This is a genomic window from Streptomyces sp. NPDC005878 (assembly GCF_040629815.1).
Classification (GTDB): domain Bacteria; phylum Actinomycetota; class Actinomycetes; order Streptomycetales; family Streptomycetaceae; genus Streptomyces.
In genome coordinates this window covers 36890-53138 of the sequence record NZ_JBEXWK010000020.1, presented here as the reverse complement: position 1 = coordinate 53138, position 16249 = coordinate 36890, and the positions used below count along the sequence as shown (strand labels likewise).

At 68.5% G+C, this 16249-nt stretch carries 18 protein-coding genes and 5 pseudogenes; 11 read left to right on the top strand and 12 right to left on the bottom strand.

Features of this window, described 5'->3' with window-relative positions; translation table 11 throughout:
• Nucleotides 1-354 precede the first annotated feature (354 nt).
• Nucleotides 355-837 (top strand): NAD(P)H-binding protein, encoded by a 483-nt coding sequence (locus tag ABZ404_RS26110; protein WP_358990934.1) that lies wholly within the window; start codon nucleotides 355-357, stop codon nucleotides 835-837.
• Nucleotides 838-921: 84 nt separating this feature from the next.
• Nucleotides 922-1079 (top strand): annotated as a pseudogene (locus ABZ404_RS26105) (IS5/IS1182 family transposase); the annotation flags it as partial.
• An 11-nt stretch (nucleotides 1080-1090) separates the two neighbouring features.
• Here the strand turns inward: ABZ404_RS26105 and ABZ404_RS26100 are convergent.
• Complete coding sequence (locus ABZ404_RS26100) at nucleotides 1091-1495, bottom strand: SgcJ/EcaC family oxidoreductase (RefSeq protein WP_358835332.1); 405 nt, start codon at nucleotides 1493-1495, stop codon at nucleotides 1091-1093.
• A gap of 196 nt (nucleotides 1496-1691) precedes the next feature.
• On the opposite strand from ABZ404_RS26100, the gene ABZ404_RS26095 reads away from it, so the two are divergent.
• The 3 genes from ABZ404_RS26095 to ABZ404_RS26085 all read left to right on the top strand — a co-directional run bounded on the left by ABZ404_RS26095 (nucleotide 1692) and on the right by ABZ404_RS26085 (nucleotide 3796).
• Complete coding sequence (locus tag ABZ404_RS26095) at nucleotides 1692-2528, top strand: helix-turn-helix domain-containing protein (RefSeq protein ID WP_358835346.1); 837 nt, start codon at nucleotides 1692-1694, stop codon at nucleotides 2526-2528.
• An 81-nt stretch (nucleotides 2529-2609) separates the two neighbouring features.
• Nucleotides 2610-3080 carry a cupin domain-containing protein gene (locus ABZ404_RS26090; RefSeq protein ID WP_358835333.1) on the top strand — a complete coding sequence of 157 codons (471 nt, stop codon included), beginning with the start codon at nucleotides 2610-2612 and terminating at the stop codon, nucleotides 3078-3080.
• Complete coding sequence (locus ABZ404_RS26085) at nucleotides 3077-3796, top strand: GDSL-type esterase/lipase family protein (protein ID WP_358835334.1); 720 nt, start codon at nucleotides 3077-3079, stop codon at nucleotides 3794-3796. Before ABZ404_RS26090 ends, ABZ404_RS26085 begins: the two co-directional genes overlap by 4 nt.
• A gap of 184 nt (nucleotides 3797-3980) precedes the next feature.
• On the opposite strand, the pseudogene ABZ404_RS26080 reads toward ABZ404_RS26085, so the two are convergent.
• Nucleotides 3981-4161: pseudogene (locus ABZ404_RS26080) on the bottom strand (IS701 family transposase); the annotation flags it as partial.
• Nucleotides 4162-4397: 236 nt separating this feature from the next.
• Here ABZ404_RS26080 and ABZ404_RS26075 point away from each other — a divergent pair.
• From ABZ404_RS26075 to ABZ404_RS26055, 5 genes and pseudogenes are all read left to right on the top strand, one after another.
• Nucleotides 4398-5006: a hypothetical protein gene (locus ABZ404_RS26075; RefSeq protein ID WP_358835335.1), complete on the top strand. Its 609-nt coding sequence runs from the start codon at nucleotides 4398-4400 to the stop codon at nucleotides 5004-5006.
• A complete protein-coding gene (locus tag ABZ404_RS26070; RefSeq protein ID WP_358835336.1) occupies nucleotides 5006-6145 on the top strand; it encodes a hypothetical protein in 1140 nt (379 codons plus the stop codon). The genes ABZ404_RS26075 and ABZ404_RS26070 overlap by 1 nt, the downstream gene beginning before the upstream one ends.
• Nucleotides 6146-6149: 4 nt before the next feature.
• The gene (locus ABZ404_RS26065; protein ID WP_358835337.1) at nucleotides 6150-6623 is read left to right on the top strand and encodes a hypothetical protein; all 474 of its coding nucleotides are present in this window, start codon (nucleotides 6150-6152) and stop codon (nucleotides 6621-6623) included.
• A 183-nt stretch (nucleotides 6624-6806) separates the two neighbouring features.
• On the top strand, nucleotides 6807-7277 hold the full coding sequence (locus tag ABZ404_RS26060; RefSeq protein ID WP_358835347.1) for a DIP1984 family protein: 471 nt from the start codon (nucleotides 6807-6809) through the stop codon (nucleotides 7275-7277).
• A 289-nt stretch (nucleotides 7278-7566) separates the two neighbouring features.
• Nucleotides 7567-8496, top strand: a pseudogene (locus ABZ404_RS26055) (5-methyltetrahydropteroyltriglutamate--homocysteine S-methyltransferase); the annotation flags it as partial.
• Nucleotides 8497-8568: 72 nt separating this feature from the next.
• Here the strand turns inward: ABZ404_RS26055 and ABZ404_RS26050 are convergent.
• The 9 genes and pseudogenes from ABZ404_RS26050 to ABZ404_RS26010 form a co-directional block, all read right to left on the bottom strand.
• On the bottom strand, nucleotides 8569-8847 hold the full coding sequence (locus ABZ404_RS26050; RefSeq protein WP_358835338.1) for a hypothetical protein: 279 nt from the start codon (nucleotides 8845-8847) through the stop codon (nucleotides 8569-8571).
• A gap of 44 nt (nucleotides 8848-8891) precedes the next feature.
• Nucleotides 8892-10058: a serine hydrolase domain-containing protein gene (locus ABZ404_RS26045; RefSeq protein ID WP_358835339.1), complete on the bottom strand. Its 1167-nt coding sequence runs from the start codon at nucleotides 10056-10058 to the stop codon at nucleotides 8892-8894.
• 345 nt (nucleotides 10059-10403) lie between these two features.
• Nucleotides 10404-10958 carry a hypothetical protein gene (locus ABZ404_RS26040; RefSeq protein ID WP_358835340.1) on the bottom strand — a complete coding sequence of 185 codons (555 nt, stop codon included), beginning with the start codon at nucleotides 10956-10958 and terminating at the stop codon, nucleotides 10404-10406.
• A 147-nt stretch (nucleotides 10959-11105) separates the two neighbouring features.
• Nucleotides 11106-11234 (bottom strand): annotated as a pseudogene (locus ABZ404_RS26035) (hypothetical protein); the annotation flags it as partial.
• A 10-nt stretch (nucleotides 11235-11244) separates the two neighbouring features.
• Entirely contained in the window at nucleotides 11245-11565 is a 321-nt protein-coding gene (locus tag ABZ404_RS26030) for a hypothetical protein (RefSeq protein ID WP_358835341.1), read from the bottom strand.
• Nucleotides 11546-11992, bottom strand: coding sequence for a MerR family transcriptional regulator (locus ABZ404_RS26025; RefSeq protein ID WP_358835342.1), 447 nt, complete (start codon nucleotides 11990-11992; stop codon nucleotides 11546-11548). The genes ABZ404_RS26030 and ABZ404_RS26025 overlap by 20 nt, the downstream gene beginning before the upstream one ends.
• Nucleotides 11989-12324, bottom strand: coding sequence for a hypothetical protein (locus ABZ404_RS26020; protein ID WP_358835343.1), 336 nt, complete (start codon nucleotides 12322-12324; stop codon nucleotides 11989-11991). The genes ABZ404_RS26025 and ABZ404_RS26020 overlap by 4 nt, the downstream gene beginning before the upstream one ends.
• Nucleotides 12325-12950: 626 nt before the next feature.
• Nucleotides 12951-13817, bottom strand: coding sequence for a GNAT family N-acetyltransferase (locus ABZ404_RS26015; protein ID WP_358835344.1), 867 nt, complete (start codon nucleotides 13815-13817; stop codon nucleotides 12951-12953).
• Nucleotides 13818-14346: 529 nt separating this feature from the next.
• Entirely contained in the window at nucleotides 14347-14679 is a 333-nt protein-coding gene (locus ABZ404_RS26010; protein ID WP_358835345.1) for a hypothetical protein, read from the bottom strand.
• Between the two features lie 716 nt (nucleotides 14680-15395).
• On the opposite strand from ABZ404_RS26010, the gene ABZ404_RS26005 reads away from it, so the two are divergent.
• Complete coding sequence (locus tag ABZ404_RS26005; RefSeq protein ID WP_358990931.1) at nucleotides 15396-15983, top strand: Imm21 family immunity protein; 588 nt, start codon at nucleotides 15396-15398, stop codon at nucleotides 15981-15983.
• Nucleotides 15984-16006: 23 nt separating this feature from the next.
• On the opposite strand, the pseudogene ABZ404_RS26000 reads toward ABZ404_RS26005, so the two are convergent.
• A pseudogene (locus ABZ404_RS26000) lies at nucleotides 16007-16162 on the bottom strand (IS5/IS1182 family transposase); the annotation flags it as partial.
• Between the last annotated feature and the right edge of the window lie 87 nt (nucleotides 16163-16249).

The window sequence follows — 16249 nt, the reverse complement described above, 5'->3', positions numbered from 1 at the left end:
ACAACACCTTGAGCTCCGAGAGCCGGCGCGGGACGTCCTGCAGGCACCGCCGGATCGAGGCCCCCCTTGTTATTCACGCGGAACGGCACCAGCAGGGGCCGGGCAGACGAGCTCGAACGTCTCAGGGTCCAGGGACGTCGTCCGGTCGGCCCGCAGCTTCGTCGTGATCCGTGATCCACACCGTAGGGCTGGTATCCGATCGGAAACCAGCCCTCGGCCTACGCTCCCTTCCATGGAAACGAACAGCAGCAAGATCATCATCTTCGGGGCCGGCGGCCGGGTCGGCCGGCGGCCGAGGCGGAGGCCCGGCGGCGGGGCCACGAGGTCACAGCGGCCGGGCGGGCCGACGGCGAGGTGACGGACCCAGCAGCTGTAGCGCGGCTCGCCGCCGGGCACGACGCGGCGATCGTCGCCGTCTACGACCCCGCGACAAGCCCCGGCGAGTTCTTTCCCGCAGTGGCCCGCGCCCTCGCTCAAGGCCTCCCGGCTGCCGGGGTGACGCGACTGGTATCGGTCGGGCTGGCATCCGTACTGCCCACCGCGACCGGGGACTTGCTGATGGACACGCCCGGATATCCCCAGGAGTGGCGGGAGTTCTACGTCGGTCACGGCGCCGGGACCGAGACGCTTCGCGCGGCCGCGCCGGATTCGCTGGACTGGGTGGTCCTGAGCCCGGCTGGAGACTTTGACGACGAGGCCGAGCCCTCGGGCGGTTACGCGCTCGCCCCAGCTGCTGCCGAGAGCCGGATCACAACCGCGGACTTCGCCCGCGCGCTGCTGGACGAGGTCGAGGTGACGACTCTGCACCGGACCCACGCGGGGGTGTCCGCCGCATGACCAACATGAGCCACGACAACCCGAACCCTTGGATCGCCGAGCACATCCGCCACTTCTAGGAGACCGGCGGCGATCCCCGCCCCCGGTTTTGACGAGTAACGGTACGAGAAGCGCAACACCGTCGAACGGGCCATCAATCGGTTGAAGCAGCACCGGGCGGGGGCCGCCCGCGACGACAAGCACCGTTACGTCTATCTCGGCACCGCCCCTGCGGCAGCCCCCTGATCTGGCTCCGAACGTGATCGGCGGCAAGCTAGTCGGGGACGACCCCCGTGTTCTGGCAGGCGGTCAGCAGCCAGCGGCCATCGGCTTGCTTCGAGATCACGTACAGCGGGGCGCCCTCGCTCTCCTCGCCCGGGGCCAGGTAACGCTGACGGACCTTGACGGCAGCGACGTCGGGACGGATGAAGAGCACGTGGACCACCTCATAGGTGACCTTGCCGTCCCAGCTCGCCGCAGGGAGGACCTTGCGGGTGAACTCCGAGATCGCGTCGAGGCCGATGAGAACCTTGCCGTGGGCCGTCGTCCAGATCGCGTCCGGGTGGAAGAGGCCGAGGAATTCCTCGGGGTCCTTGTTCTGCTGAGAGTGCTCGACGGTGGCGACGAGCTGGCTGATCGCTTCGATGTCTGCCGCGTGGGATGTGGATTCCGTGGTCATGTAGATCACCGTCGCACCTCAAGCATGATTGAGGTCAAGCGTGCGATCGCAAGGCGCGGTGCGAGGCGTCCGCCGCTGACGGCAGCAGCGCCGCGACGAGTTCACGGGGCCGGGCGGCGACGGCGAACGTGTCATGGCTGCCATCAGTCGCTGGATGGTGATCTTCCTGGGCGGGGCGGCTCGTACACTGTCGAAAATGGAGGACCACACGGCCACCGGGATCGGTGCACGCCCGGCGCCCGTCTTGCGGCAGTACGTCGACTCGTATGTCGGCTTCGACCTCCGCAAGCTCCCGACGGGGGTGCACTGCGGCCCGCCGAGCCGCGCGCTCACTGCGGTGATCAGCCTGGCAGATCCTCTGGAGGTGGCGGCCGGCGTTGACGACGGGTCACCGGTCACCCGATTCGGCAGCGTGGCCGGTGGCCTGATGTGCCGGTCCGTCGCGATTCATCACGACGGACGCCAGCAAGGTGTTCAGGTAGCGCTGACACCGCTCGGGGCTCGGGCCATCTACGGCATGCCCGCCGCTGAGCTCGCCCACCGACTGGTCCCGCTTGACGAGCTTCTCGGGGCGCTTGCCGGCGAGTTGGTCGACCGGCTCCGATCGGCGACAACATGGGCGGCGCGGTTCACCGCGCTGGACGAATTGCTCCTCCGAGCTGTCGGCCGTGACGCCTGCGGCGACCATGCGCGCCGGGTGCGCCCCGAGGTGGCCGAGGCGTGGCGTCGCCTCGTCGCCGCGCGGGGTTGCGTCCAGGTTGGTGCGGTCGCCACGGAACTCGGCTGGAGCCGTCGGTACCTCACCGAGCGGTTTCGCGGTGAGATGGGCCTGTCGCCGAAGACCTTCGCCCGAGTCTTGCGCTTCGAGCACGCGCACGAACTGGCGGCGGCGCGGAACCCGCTCCCATGGGGTGATGTGGCCAGCGTCTCTGGCTACGCCGACCAGGCCCATCTCGTGAGGGACTGGCGCGAGTTCACGGGCCGAACGCCGACGGCCTGGCGTCGCAGCGAAGTCCTCCTCGGAACCGGGTAGCGCCAACCGTCTGCCCGTCGCGTCGGCATCTCTTCCCTTTTCTTCAAGACCGCCCGATCGCTGTCGTGGACGATCTTCGGCATGAGACTCGTAAACCACGCAAGCAATACGGCGGACCTGCGGACCACCCCCGTGCATCTCGGTTTGGGATCGAGAGCGCAACCCGTCGAGGGCTTCACCTGGGACCCGGAGGTGCTCCAGGCTTACAGCGCCGCGGTCGCGTCAGACGGCGCCGAGGGCCGGTTGGTGATGATCTTCGACGGCGACGGTCTCGGTGACCATTGGGAGAGCCACCCTGCAGGCGACGAACTGGTCGTTTGCCTCAGCGGGTCCGTGACGGTGACCCGCGACGTGGACGGGGTGCTCGACCGCGTTCTGCTCGGACCGGGCGAGGCCACCATCAACCCGGCCGGGGTATGGCACGCGGTCGACATGGAGGGGCCGACGTCCATCCTGGCCATCACCGCGACCCTCGGCACTGACCACCGTCCTCGGACCGACACCCGCCCGACCGAACACGTTGGCACGCCCAGCCCGGAGGAAGCGCCGTGACGACACGCATCGCGTGCCTCGGCGACAGCCTCACCCGCGCGCAGTTCAGCGTCGACTACCTGGATCTTCTCGGACGACGCCACTCTCCCGGTGACGTGCAGCTTGCCCGTTTCGGCGCCAACGGCGACTTCGCCTACAACCTCTTGCAGCGCCTCGATGCCGTCGTCACGAACCCACCCGATGTGATCACCGTGTTGATCGGGACCAACGACGCCCGAGCAAGCATTGCCGGCTACCCCGTCGAGCAGGCCATGAAGCGCAAGCAGCTCCCCGAACGCCCGTCGGCCGGCTGGTTCCAACAGTGCCTGGAAGCCGTCGTCGCACGGCTGCGAGCGGAGACCGACGCGACGATCGGTCTGCTGTCGCTACCGGTACTCGGCCAACAACTCGACGGAGCGGCGGCACAGGCGTCGCAGGCGTACAGCCGGATGATCGCCGAGGTCGCCGACAGCAACGAGGTGGCGTACCTTCCCCTCCACGAACGCCAGATCGAGGAACTGCGTCAGGCGGACCCGCCGCCGATTCCATACCGGGAGGTGACGCCGGCAGCGGTCGTCGGCGTCCTCGCCCAGCACACCTTGCTGCGCCGCAGCCTTGACACGATCTCGCGGCGGCGAGGTCTTGTGCTCACGACCGACCACATCCACCAGAACAGCCGCGGCGCCACCCTCATCGCTGAAACCATCGACGCCGGCCTGCTGACCCGGAGCGCATAGTTGGTTCCGGCACCTGGCCAGTCGGATGCCATCGACCGCGGGGGAGGTGGCATCCGATCCAGGCGGTCAACGCCTACGACATCCGGCTCGTCGGGTTGCGTGACCACCAAAAGGTGAGCGGTATCAGCTCGTCGGGCGAGGGATGACCCTGGTGTTCGTTCGCGCGGATGACAGCGAGGAAGGCACCGTAGACCCCGTCTCCCGCGACCCAGGCGGCCCGAGAACCGGTATCGAGGAATCGGGTGACCAGTCGCTCGGCCAGCTCTGGCTTGGCCGCGAACTCCGTATGGTCACCGAGGCCGGCGGCCCGGCAGCCCGGCAGCCCGGCAGCGACCGGGATCGGAGGTCCAGGAGCGCGGAGCATGATAGCCACGGCTTCCTCGGCGGAGGTCCGGCGGTCTTCGGGGCGCTCGTCCCAGAGGCAGGAGGCCCCAACCCCAGGCCAGGCATGCGGGGCAGGAATTCAGGCCGCCCGTGGGCACAGTTGCGGTAGAGACCAGCCGTCCCGTCGGCACGGGACCACCGGCAGGGCTGGCCGCGATCTCGGCCCTGGCCAGCGGGTAGGCTGCTGGGCGCAGGCGTACCACACGGGGGATTTTGCATGAGCGACGACAAGCTGCCCGAACCGTCCCAGCTGCCGCTGTCGCCGGACGAGCTGAAACGGCACCACTCCGAGTGGGCCGCCGGCACCGTCAAGGCGCCGCCCGCCGACAGCTACGTGGACCCGCTCACACCGATCCCGCTGCGCCCGGCTCCGCCGCTCGGCGGCTCGCCCCTGCTCAAGCCACCACTCCAGGGACCTTCTCTCCAGGGCCCTCCGCTCGCGACTACCCCCGACTTCCGGCTCGGGCCGTACCCGCCCCTGTCGCCGTCCGGGCCGCCGCAGGACATGCTCCGTATCGCGCCCGGCGTCCTCACCGCGGCGGCGGGCCGCGCGGACGAGATCCACACGGCCTTCACCAAGCCCGCCGCGGCGCTGGAGGACCCCGCACAGAAGGCGTCGGCGGCGATGGACGGCTGGGAGTCGGCCAAGGCCATCCGTACGGCCGGCACGCAGTGGGAGAAACAGGCCGGCACCGTGGCGGGCTGGCTGGCGCGGATCGCTGAGAGCCTGCGGGTGGGCGCCCGGGACTACCACACGACGGATCACGCCGTGGACGAGTCACTCCGTGGCATCGCGCCGCGCCGCTCGAAGCTGGAGGGGCTGTAGTGCCGTCGTTCTACCGGGAGATCCTGGACACCGACCTCGGCCCCCTGCAGAAGCTCGCCGACCAGTGGCGCACCACGCACAAGGACCTGACCGGGCTGCCCAAGCGTGTCCACGACGAGGTGCTCACGCCGCTGCGCGACAAGGGTTACTGGGAGGGCGCGGCCGCTCCGTACGCCTGGCGGATGATCGACGACATCGAGCGGCAGATCGAGGCGGCGGTCAAGGTCGCGGAGGCGGCCGTCGGCGTTCTCGACGACGCTCTGGGCGAGCTCAAGGCCGTACAGAAGGACTTGAAGGACGCCGTTCGGCGCGCCCAGGACAAGGGCCTGTACATCGACCCCAGCGGCACAGTCTCCACCGACGTGGTCAACGGCGTCTGCACAGTGGTCGAGAAGGGGTCGGCGGACGCCAAGGCCATCGAGGACGCCCAGCGGGAGATCGTCGACCTGGTGAAGCGGGGCGCCGTCGCCGACCGGAACCTGGCATTCTCCCTCATGTCCGACATCGGGCTCGGTGACTGGTTCAACACCGCGCCGCAGCACAAGAACATCGACACGACCAACACCATCAGCCAGGCCGACTACAACGCCCTGGGCCTGGCGATGCAGGGCAAGAACCCGTACCCGAGCACGCAGGGCGACGACCCGTACTCCCTCGGCTTCGACTGGGTCACCGGCAGCGGGGCGCGCGAGCGCGAGTACCACGACGGCGACCGGATGACCGAGCTGATCAAATCCAGCGTCAGCATGGAGCAGTTGCGCGCGGACACCCTCGCCAACTGGCGCAAGGACGGAAACGACGAGGGAACCGTCAGCTACTCCATCTCCAAGGGCGGCAAGATAGGCGCTCTGGAAAAGCTCGTCCTCACCGATCTGCCGGCGATCGCCACCGGCGACGAGGACCACCTGGGTGAGGCGTTCGTCGGCTCGTACTCCCTCGACTACGCGGTCAAGGGCCAGGACCCCGACGGCTCCCTCGTCGTCGAGTACACCCTCAAGAACAAGACGAGCAACGAATCCTTCCTCCACTTCGTCGGCTACTACGACTGGCTGAAGAAGGTGAACCGCGACGACGGTGTCTTCTCCACCGTCGGACAGCACATGACCTGGACCGAACGCATCCCCGCAGCAGGAAAGTAACCCCGTGCCCCCACACTCCCGGCGCGCCCTGGGCGCCGTCGCCGCCCTTGTACTCCTCGCCGCTCCACTCACCGCGTGCGGTTCCGACGCCCTCGAGCGCTGCGTCCCGGTTGCCGCCGACTCCGCCACCCCCGGCGAGCTCATCGGCAGTTACGAGGGTGCGCATGAGGCGGACGGCGTACGTCTCACGCTGTCCCCGGACGGTGCCATGCGCGCGGAGAAGTGGCCCACCGGTGACTACCACCGTGCCACGCTGGGCGCCACCTTCAACGGCTCCGGCACCTGGGAGGTCGAGCGGGCCACAGGGACCGAAGACCGCGCGCTGCTGCGGCTGCACTTCACCAAGCCCACCATGTTCCTCAAGGGTGACACCCTCGACAAACTCACCATCGGCATCGACGCCTCCCGGGCAGTGCTCTACGAGGACTTCGACCCGGACGTCTGCCCCGACTTCCGCCTCCAACGGCGAAAGCCGTGACCGGCGACACGATGGTCGGCCTACAGGACGGCGGTATCCGTGCCCTCTGGCTCGCAGGTGTCGGAAACCCGCCGGGGCTCGTGAGTGCCGCCGGGTGACGTGCCGCGCGAAATCCAGATGCACCTGCGCCAGAGTGCGCTCGTATACTTGTGCGAACTGAATGGAGACGGGGGAGTGACGGCAGTGAAGCTTGCCGAGGCGCTGGCCGAACGTGCGGCGGCGACGCGTCGCGTAGAGCAGTTGCGTGCGCGCGTCGTCAGCAACGCCCGGTACCAGGAAGGGGAGACGCCCGCCGAGGACGCGACCCAGCTTCTGGCCGAGGCCGATGAGGTGCTGGTGACCCTGGAGGGGCTCATCCGGCGGATCAACCGGACCAATGCCACCGTGGACATGGGCCAGGACGGCACCCTCACCGATGCACTCGCGCGGCGGGATGTCCTGCGGTTGCGGCACTCGGTGGTCACTGCTGCGGCAGACGCGGCCGCCGGGACGGGGGATCGCGGATACGGCAGGCAGCTGCGGTCCGAACTGATGGTGCTCCCCGCGCTTCCGGTCGCGGAACTGCGCGCCCAGGCCGATGCGCTCGCCAGGGACATCCGCGAGGTCGACGTGCGTATCCAGCGCACGAACTGGGAGGTCGACCTGCTGGACTGACCAGTCCGGCAGACCAGGACGATGTGGAGCAGGTAGCAGCTCCGGAGGCGTGCACACACCGAGGGCCGGCGGTTTTCCGGCCCACCTGTGGTGCGTGAAGAGCAACGCGGGGGTTCGACTCCCCATCAACAGTGCAGCTCAACACGGCGTACAGGTAACGGTGCACAGCGCACAGCACATCACCACGTGCAGATCCGGGCTGCGAGGGCGGGTTCGGGGCACTCCACATCCCAGCAACGTCGGCGGCGAAGGCACCGGGCCCTGCGGCCGTATTGTCCTGGCGTGGCTCCGGATCGACATCGCCGGCTACGAGGCGCGCATCAAGGACGAGATCGAGGAAGTGATCTCCTTCCAGGAGAAGACCGGCCTGGACGTCTTGGTGCACGGTGAGCCCGAACGCAACGACATGGTGCAGTACTTCGCCGAGCAGTTCACCGGCTACCTCGCCACGCAACACGGTTGGGTCCAGTCCTACGGGACCCGCTACGTGCGCCCGCCGGTGCTGGGAGGGGACATCTCGCGCCCCGAGCCCATGACCGTCCGCTGGACCTCGTACGCGCAGTCCCTGACGGACAGGCCGGTCAAGGGCATGCTGACCGGGCCGGTCACGATGCTGGCCTGGTCCTTCGTACGGGACGACCAGTCGCTCGGCGAGACCGCCCGGCAGGTGGCGCTCGCCCTGCGGGACGAGGTCGACGATCTCGAGGCCGCGGGTACGTCGGTCATCCAGGTCGACGAACCGGCTCTCCGCGAGACCCTGCCGCTGCGCGCCGCCGACCACGCGAACTACCTGGCCTGGGCCACCGAGTCCTTCCGGCTGACCACCAGCGGGGTCTGGCCGGACACCCTGATCCACACCCATATGTGCTACGCCGAGTTCGGCGACATCGTGCAGGCCATCGACGACCTCGACGCCGACGTCATCAGCCTGGAAGCCGCGCGCTCCCACATGCAGGTCGCCCGCGAACTCGCCGCCCACGGCTATCCCCGCGAGGCCGGCCCCGGCGTGTGGGACATCCACTCCCCGCGCGTCCCGAGCGCTGAGGAGGCCGCCGGTCTGCTGCGTACCGGTCTGGAAGCCATTCCGGCCGGGCGGCTGTGGGTCAACCCCGACTGCGGCTTGAAGACCCGTGGCTGGTCCGAGACCCGTGCCTCCTTGGAGAACCTGGTCGCCGCGGCCCGTGAAGTCCGAGCCGGTCTCGTGGGCGACAACGCCTGACGCGTACGGCCGGGGCCGGACACGATTTCCGTGTCCGGCCCCCCGGTCGTCGAGCGCTGGTGTGGATCTGGCTTACTGGTGCGGATCTGGCTGAGCCGAGAGCCGACGCCGTGCTGGGCGCGGGTGCTTCCGCACTGACGGTGTCGGTGCGGGTGGCCAGCAGTCGCTGGGCGAGGACTCGGGTCTTGGCCGCGTCGGTGTTGTCCGGGAGAGGACGAGGAAGGCCAGGCCAGCGGCGACGACGAAGCCGGCGCCTGCGATCAGGGTGGCGTTCCAGTTGCCCAGGCCGGGTGCCAACCACCGGCTCAAGAGGATCGCGCCGCCGCCGAGAAGGATGCTGAGCAGGATCATCAGGAAGAAGCCGCGCGAGTCACGTGCGTTGGCATGACGTCACCTCAGTTGCAAAGAGCTGCCGCCCGCGCCTTCGTCAGTCCTTTGCTTCGTGGGACGGGCGGTTGACCTTTCAGGTCCGCTCCGAGGTCGTAGACGTTGGCTGCAAGGACGAGCTGCCGCGCACCGTCGGCGGTGGCTAGGGACACGCTGGTGAAGCCGGGCCCGCCACCGTCCGTCTCCCAGACGCTGATCGGCCTGGTACCGGGTTCCGAGCCGCAGGATACGTCCATGCGCTGCACACCGAGTCCGTACGCCGGTGCGTCGGGGAAGTGCACCGTGGTCAGGAGTTCGCGCTGCTGGGCGGGGTGCAGCAGTTTGCCGGTGAACAGCGCCCGGTGGAAGCGGGCCAGGTCGCTGACCGTGGAGATCATGGCGCCGGCGGTCCAGTCGTACGACGGGCTGAATCGCGTCACGTCACGTCCCATGAGGTCGTATCCGTGCAGATGGGAGCCGCGAATCGACGGGTCGGTCAGAGGGAAAGACGTGTCCTTCAGGCCGAGCGGTGCAAGAATCCGCCGATGGATCTCAAAAGGTGCGCTGTGATGGGTGGCTGCCTCGATCACCAGACCGGCGAGCAGGTAGTTGGTGTTGGAGTACGACCAGCTCGCGCCCGGCATGAACATTGGCTTGTGCCGGACGGCGCGGGCGATCACCTCCCGTGGCCGGTATACGTGATCCCATTCGTGTCGTTCCAGGTAGGGAGCGAAGAACTCCGGCTCGGTGGTGGGGTCGTAGATGCCCGAGGTGTGGTTGAGCAGTTGCCGGATGGTGATGGACGCTCCGGCATTGCCGTTTCCCTGGACCATGCCGGGCAGCCATTTCTCCACGCTGTCGCCGAGTGAGAGGCGCCCTTCGCCCTCCAGCTGCAGAAGCACCGTTGACACAAATGACTTGGTGTTACTGGCAATCCGGAACCGCTGGCCCGGCCGGGCTCGTTCGCCGCTCGCCGTATCCGCGAGCCCGGCCGCAGTCCGTGATTCGCGCTCTCCACGCCTGACATACGCCACGACGCCTGGGAATCCGTCCGTGACCGTCTGCTCAAGGGCCTCCTGAAAAGCGGCGGGCGGCGAGGCCGACGCTCGCTCCGCCGCGGCCACCGGGACGATCCCTGAGACCGTCGCGGCGCAAATGCCCACCCACAGGCCTGCAGCCCCTGCACGTACCTTCACCGATTGCTCCTGCCTTCTGTTGCCCGTGCCGTTCTGCCCTCAGCGTGCCGGGCCGCGCACCACTCGCCCATCCAGCTGACGCCCGTATCGCAACGGGGGCTGCCCCCCCTCCTCACCGCCCTGTCCCTCGCCACGTCTGTGCCGGACAAGGTCCTGTGCCCGGGCCGGCTGGGCGTAGTGCCCGGAATGACTGGCCGGTGCCGGTCATCGCCGCGAGCAGGTGATCCTGTGTGCTGTCGGGCCGGTAGGTGCCCCGCAGGGTCTTGCCGTCCACCGCGAGCGAGCTGCAGGCGTCCAGTTCCAGGCGGTGCCAGCGAGATCTCACCGGAGTTTGAGTGACCGGAGTCAGCGGGTGGGCGGTGTGGTGATGCCGAGGTCTTGGCGCATGGCGCGTTGCATCGCGCCGATCACATCCCATAGCTGGATAAGGTGCGTGTGGACGTCTTGCCATTTCTCCAGGTCGAGTGTGGTGTCCTCCAGGAGCGCAGTGAGCTGCTTCCTTGCGTCCGCCAGCGCCACACGGACCGCCTGGCACGTCTCCAGGACCGCGTCGGGGACCAGCATCTGTGCCTGGGCATAGATGCTCTGAAACTCGACGCGGGAGGCTTCCGTGTCGCCGTTCGCACCCGGGTGAGCCCCTCTGCGCAGGGCCTGGAGATCCTCCATCAGTAAGATCCGGTACGCACGGGCACTGGTGTTGAGGGCGACATAGGTGTCGCGTCGTCGTTCCAGGTTCTGCTGCGCTTCTTCGAAGAGCCGTGCAGCCTGGTCGGCCCGCTGTTGGAGTTCGAATTCCTGGAGGCGGGCGCGCGAGCCCACCCACGTGGTGGTGACCGGAGCCAGCAGAGTGCCCGCCACCCCGACCACCGCAACGAGCAGCGCTATGCCCCCTGAGTTCATTTCTCCCCCTCGATGGCTTCAGCCCAAGCATTCAGCCTTGGTCTTTGGCCACGGTCGTGGCAAGGTCGCTGCCTCAACACACGCCGGTACCTGAGCCAGGGGGGCACCGAGGCGTGCCAGACCTGCCGCCCCGGCAACGCCCTGGGGCGCGGTGACGCCGGCGCCGATCCAGGCCCAGCCCTTGTGCTCGCGGATGCGCTGCCAGACCAGCCGGACGCCGCCGATCTCGAAGAGGGCGGCGGCGACGACCAGGGCAACGGGACGAGCGGCAACCATGCCGGCGTCCCTACCGGCGGCCCGTGCTCGTGATCTTCAGCGGGTCCGCGGACGCCTTGCAGCCGCACCCGCCATCACCTGTGGCCTTCGCCGCGCAGGAGCAGGGGCTGGAGCGGCGGCGCTGGCCGAGCCACCAGGTCCCGGCGGCAAGCACGGCCAGCACGACGGCAAGGGCAGGCAGCCGGCCCGCTACCGCTCCGGCCCCGGCGCCGACGACACCGGCGGTGATCAGAGCAGGCAGCGCGCAGCACGCCACGCAGGCCAGGGCGGCCAGGACCCCGAGCGCCTTCGGGGCGCGGTGGGGGCGCAGGTCAGCAGCAGGGTCCGGCATGGCGGCTCTCCTCGGCAAGGCCGGTGAAGGGGATGGGACAGCAGGTGCTGGAGGCGCAGACGGTCAGGTCGTCGCAGCCTGCTTCGACGGCAGCGGCCAGGGTGGTGCGGATAGTGGTCAGGTCGGCGATCTTCACATCGACCTCGGCGAGCTTGGCCGCAGCACGTTCCCGGAGGCCCGCGACGGGGCGGCCGTGGCGGTGGCGGCCCGCCTCCAGGAGTTCGGCGACCTCCTCCAGCGTGAAGCCGAGCCGCTGGGCGGCCTTGATCACCCGGAGCGCGGTCACCGCATCCTCGCCGTACAGGCGGTGGCCGCCATTGCTTCGTTCCGGCTCGGCCAGCAGGCCTCGCCGCTCGTAGTAGCGCAGCGTCTGCACGTTCACCCCGGCCGCCTCGGCGACCTGCCCACTGCGCAGGCCCGAGCTCACCGCGACCCCTGCGAGGCAGCGGTCCGCGTGGCGAGGGCGTCCAGGACGGCCTCGTGTGCCGGGTCCACTGAGATGTCCAGAACGATCAAGTCCCCGCCCGGGGTGGTGGTGAAGGTGAAGAACGAGCAGCAGCCGTTCTCGCGCTCCACCAGATCACGGACCCGCTCCTCGACGCCCCGCTCTCCGGCCAGTTCCAGACGCAGCCTGAGCGGCTCGGGCCGCAACAGCGAGGTCAGCCGCTCGGAGAGCAGCGCGTCCCATTCCGCGACCCGCAGAGGCCGCTCCTCGGTGGGCAGCGTGCAGGACTGCGGCACCCACGCCAGATCGCTCATCGCACTCACTCCCGTCATCACGCCCCGAGGGCGGGGACACCTCCGAGGGTAAACCTGTACCTAGGTACAGGCTGCAAGTCCTCGGCGCGACTACACGTACGGCAGGGCTTCGTTCCGGCTCCTGAGGACCCGGATCCTCAGTCTGGGAAACTGAAGCTCACCGAGCCCACGGGCCCCACCACTTTGGCGGCAGCGGGTCTGCCGGCGCTGACGTCGCCTGGTCAGGATGCAGACCGAGCCGATGGAGAGCGTCAGCGCGGAAACGAGCAACGATCGTGCCGTGCCAGTGACCGTCTGAGCGGACACCACACATCAGGTCGATCCGGATCTCATCGTCGGTGAAGGGGTGCCAATCGATACCCCGGTCCCGCAGTCAAACCGCCGTCAGGGGGTGGTGGAGGATTTCTGGAGGGGGCAGGCATTCGACCCCTAGGTACAGCACAACAGAACGAATGCGCAGCTCCGTGGGGTTGCGGGGCCTGCCCCATCTGAACCACCCCTGTGGCGCGTTCTGCTCGGCGCTGCCCGGGACGCAGGGGCTGGACGCCTGGTCTGCTCGCGGCCACTGTTGGCACCGGCTGCGCCGTCCACCGGCGCGTCGAGCTGCGAGACGGCTCGGCGGAGAGTCAGAGGAAGTGGCCGCTGGGGAGGTAGGGCGCGGGGACGGGCATGCCACGGACGGCGATATAGCCTTCCTGGCCGATGTCGAGACGTGCGGCCAAACCGACATCGACTGCCCACTCGTTGGGGGTGGTGATGCAGTTGACCAGGGTTGTTCCCCGTGATGAGGCCAGGGCTTCCCACAACAGTTTCTGTGCGGTCTGCGGGTGTGCGGCGGCCAGCAGGGACGCTCGACCCCGATTGTCGAGATAGGCGTATCCCGGTTTGGCCTTGTCCCTGCATACGACCAGTCGCAAGGTGTCGAGCATGTAGCTGTGGTCCGGGCCGTGCCCCGCCACACGCAGGTTCTGGTCCAACTGGTCCATCCACGCAACGTCGTCAGTTCGGCCCTCTCGAAGGCCGTCGACCACAGGAAGCGTGGAGCGGTCCACGGTGCCGACCATCCGCATCTGTGGGTGGAGTGAGAAATCTGCCATCCGGTATCGCCGTGTGGCACCGGGGTGGACGCTGGAGGAGAAGATGCCGGGGCGCCCGTCGGCATGGGTGAGGGCGGCGTCCAGCAGTCGCTTGCCAATGCCCTGTCCCTGATGACTGGGCAGCACTCCGTACGTGGCGAGATACCACAGACGGCCGCGGTTCTGTGAGATGGCGAAACCGACCACTCTGTTGCCGTCTGTTTTCTCGTCGACTGCGACCCAGCACCCTGCTGGGTCCACGCTCAGGTAGAAGCGCATACGCTCGATCCACTGCTTTGAGGCGGCGGCCGACCGCGGATCGGCCTCCGGATCGCTGACTCGCCTGGTGCTTCGCTCTGCCTCGAAGAACGTCACTGCTGAAGCCCGCTCTGCCGAGGGGAGGTCGTTCTCCTGCATCGGCCTAACCTGCACAGGGTCCATCACTGCAGCGTAAGGATCAGCCGGGCCGGGACGCACTCGATTTTCCAACTGGTGGGGTGCAGTACTCGGCTCGCGTAAGGCCCCGCAGTCGGCTGCGGGAATGGGCGCCGATTGCCGTTGGGTGTGAGATGTGTGCAGGGCGGCGGGCTGCCCGATGCCGAAGCACCGCGCAAACGCTCGCGGAGGCGGAGCGCATGAAGGCGGAGACGCAGACAGGAGGACCGTTTGGGCCGGGTGCGGGACAGCGCGGCGAACTCGTCGATGCCGCACTGAGCCAGGTTGGCCAGGCTGTTCTTCAGATGCGCCCACACCCCCTCGGCCGGGTTGAGGGCGGGTGTGGAGGAGGGGAAGCGGAACACGGTCAGTCAGTTGCGGGCCGCGATGAGCTCGCGCATCGCGGCGTAGACGTGATGGGTGTACGCGTCCCACACAGATCAGCACCAAGGGACCGCCGAGCTGCTGGTGGACCGGCGCCGGCGATGTGCGCCCGCTGCACGGCCGCTGTCTACAGGCCCAGGGTCAGCAGGATCGTGGCTGTCGGCGGGACCAGTGCGGCCCATCCTGCCCAGCGGCCCGGTCTGGTCAGGGCGGGGCGTCGCAGGGACAGCCGGAAGGCCACCATGAACAGGGGGGTGGCCGTCCAGGACGCCCACCAGCAGGCGGTGACGAGCGCCACGGTCCGAGGGTGTGCCTCCGCTGCCATCTGGGCCAGACCCCCGAAGAGGAGAGCCATGGGGATCAGGGCCACCGCCAAGGCCGTGGCCCACGTCAACGCCTTCTCGACGGCAGGGGTCTCGGTGGCGCTGTCGGTCCTGTGGGCGGGGGTTGTCTCGTGCATGCGTACAGCCAATCGGCCCCTGCGCCGGCTTGCCTGCGCGGGCATACTCAGTGCCGGCCGGTCCTCCTACTCAAGATGCCACGGTTTATCTGGTGCGTTGCGCGCGAATCTGCATCTCATGCCGGGCGTAGCTGGCGATGAGGCCGGGCCCGTCGAGCTTGCTTTGGTGTACTGCGCGCCGGGTTGCGCAGTGCAGTCTCGCGGCCGTGTCCCGATCCCCCGCGCGGGGTGCAGCGGCCGGGGATGCCGATACCTCGGGCGGTTACAGGTTCCTCGCCTTGCACGCCCAGAGCTATGATCCACCCCAGAACTGAACGCGTTCAAAAACAGGGGTAGGTTGTGTCAGGGCACGACATCAGGGAAGCCACGGCGTATCGAAGTGCCCGGTCCGGCCTCCACTCCTGCGTCATGGAAGGGGCGTGACGCCGTGGGTGCCGGTCTTGGGCTGCTCCTTGTTCCCCTTGCCCTCTATTTCGTGCTGGCGCTGTCCCTCTGCCGCAAGCTGGCCGCCCGCACCACTGCGGCGGTCACGTGGATGTTCACCACAGCGCTGCTCGTCCTACCGGGCGGGCTTATCGTCGCTTGGTGGCTGACGGGGGTAATCGCGCAACCAGGTGTCCCGTAACTGGTGCTTGCCAGAGGCACTGCGCCTTTCCCTGCTCTGAGTTCCGAAGAGCGCGGGAGCGTTGTCAGTGGGCGAGGGCACACTGACGTGCATGATCACCTCTTCATCCACCGCAGACGATGCCTGCGACCCCTCCCTTGCCTGGGTTGAATCGATGGGAGGCCCTCTGATCGTCGTCCCCGTCTCCGCCCTGGCTTTTTGGGGCGGGTGTACGGAGAGTGGGCTTATGGCAGGAGACGCCACCGCCCCAGACGACTACGACCGGGCCTGCGCAGTGGACGATCTGGCCGGTGTGATCCCCATCGACGAGAACGGTGCGCAGGCGCTGGTGCTGGCGGACGAGCCGACGACCAGCTGCTATCTGCCCCAGTACCGTGCGTTCCTGCGGTGGCGCGCCGCCAACTCCGAGGCCGGACTGAGAGCCGCGGCGGACACTGTCCTTGCAGACCCGGCCACGGTATGGGAGGAGTGCGGCACCTGGGTCTCGGACGGTCCGGCGGTGCTCATGGACTCCGCCGAAGCGGGGTTCGACCTGGGCGTCGAGTACCCCGATGGGGGGATGCCCGCTGAGGCGTCGGTTCCACTGCCCGCTGGCCGCTGGAGGGTCCGCGCCACGCAGAGCAAGGTGGACGGGGGGAACTGGGTCGGCTTGGTTCAGCTCCTGCCCGCCGAATTCTGAACGGACAGTGCTTCGCCAGGGCGTCAGTCTCGGCGCCCGACGTTGCGCACATGGGCGATGCTGAGCATCGCGTCGTGCACGCCATCGCCTATGAGGCGGCAGTCGCGCAGGATCTTTCAGGTCTTCATCCGGGCGAAGGCACGCTCGACCCGAGCGCGGACCATGCGGTGAGAGGCGTTTGTTCGTGAAGTTCGGCTAGAGGCTTACGCCGGTATGGGCGCCGGACCCGGGGCGTAGGGAGGCGAGCGGTGAGCGCTGGCCCTTCT

Bases quoted from the DNA above. Each gene is read 5' to 3' on its own strand.
- ABZ404_RS26100 (WP_358835332.1), bottom strand. From the start codon at position 1,495: ATGACCACGGAATCCACATCCCACGCGGCAGACATCGAAGCGATCAGC.
- ABZ404_RS26095 (WP_358835346.1), top strand. From the start codon at position 1,692: ATGGAGGACCACACGGCCACCGGGATCGGTGCACGCCCGGCGCCCGTC.
- ABZ404_RS26090 (WP_358835333.1), top strand. From the start codon at position 2,610: ATGAGACTCGTAAACCACGCAAGCAATACGGCGGACCTGCGGACCACC.
- ABZ404_RS26075 (WP_358835335.1), top strand. From the start codon at position 4,398: ATGAGCGACGACAAGCTGCCCGAACCGTCCCAGCTGCCGCTGTCGCCG.
- ABZ404_RS26050 (WP_358835338.1), bottom strand. From the start codon at position 8,847: ATGATCCTGCTCAGCATCCTTCTCGGCGGCGGCGCGATCCTCTTGAGC.
- ABZ404_RS26040 (WP_358835340.1), bottom strand. From the start codon at position 10,958: ATGAACTCAGGGGGCATAGCGCTGCTCGTTGCGGTGGTCGGGGTGGCG.
- ABZ404_RS26030 (WP_358835341.1), bottom strand. From the start codon at position 11,565: ATGCCGGACCCTGCTGCTGACCTGCGCCCCCACCGCGCCCCGAAGGCG.
- ABZ404_RS26020 (WP_358835343.1), bottom strand. From the start codon at position 12,324: ATGAGCGATCTGGCGTGGGTGCCGCAGTCCTGCACGCTGCCCACCGAG.
- ABZ404_RS26015 (WP_358835344.1), bottom strand. From the start codon at position 13,817: ATGCAGGAGAACGACCTCCCCTCGGCAGAGCGGGCTTCAGCAGTGACG.
- ABZ404_RS26010 (WP_358835345.1), bottom strand. From the start codon at position 14,679: ATGCACGAGACAACCCCCGCCCACAGGACCGACAGCGCCACCGAGACC.
- ABZ404_RS26005 (WP_358990931.1), top strand. From the start codon at position 15,396: ATGATCACCTCTTCATCCACCGCAGACGATGCCTGCGACCCCTCCCTT.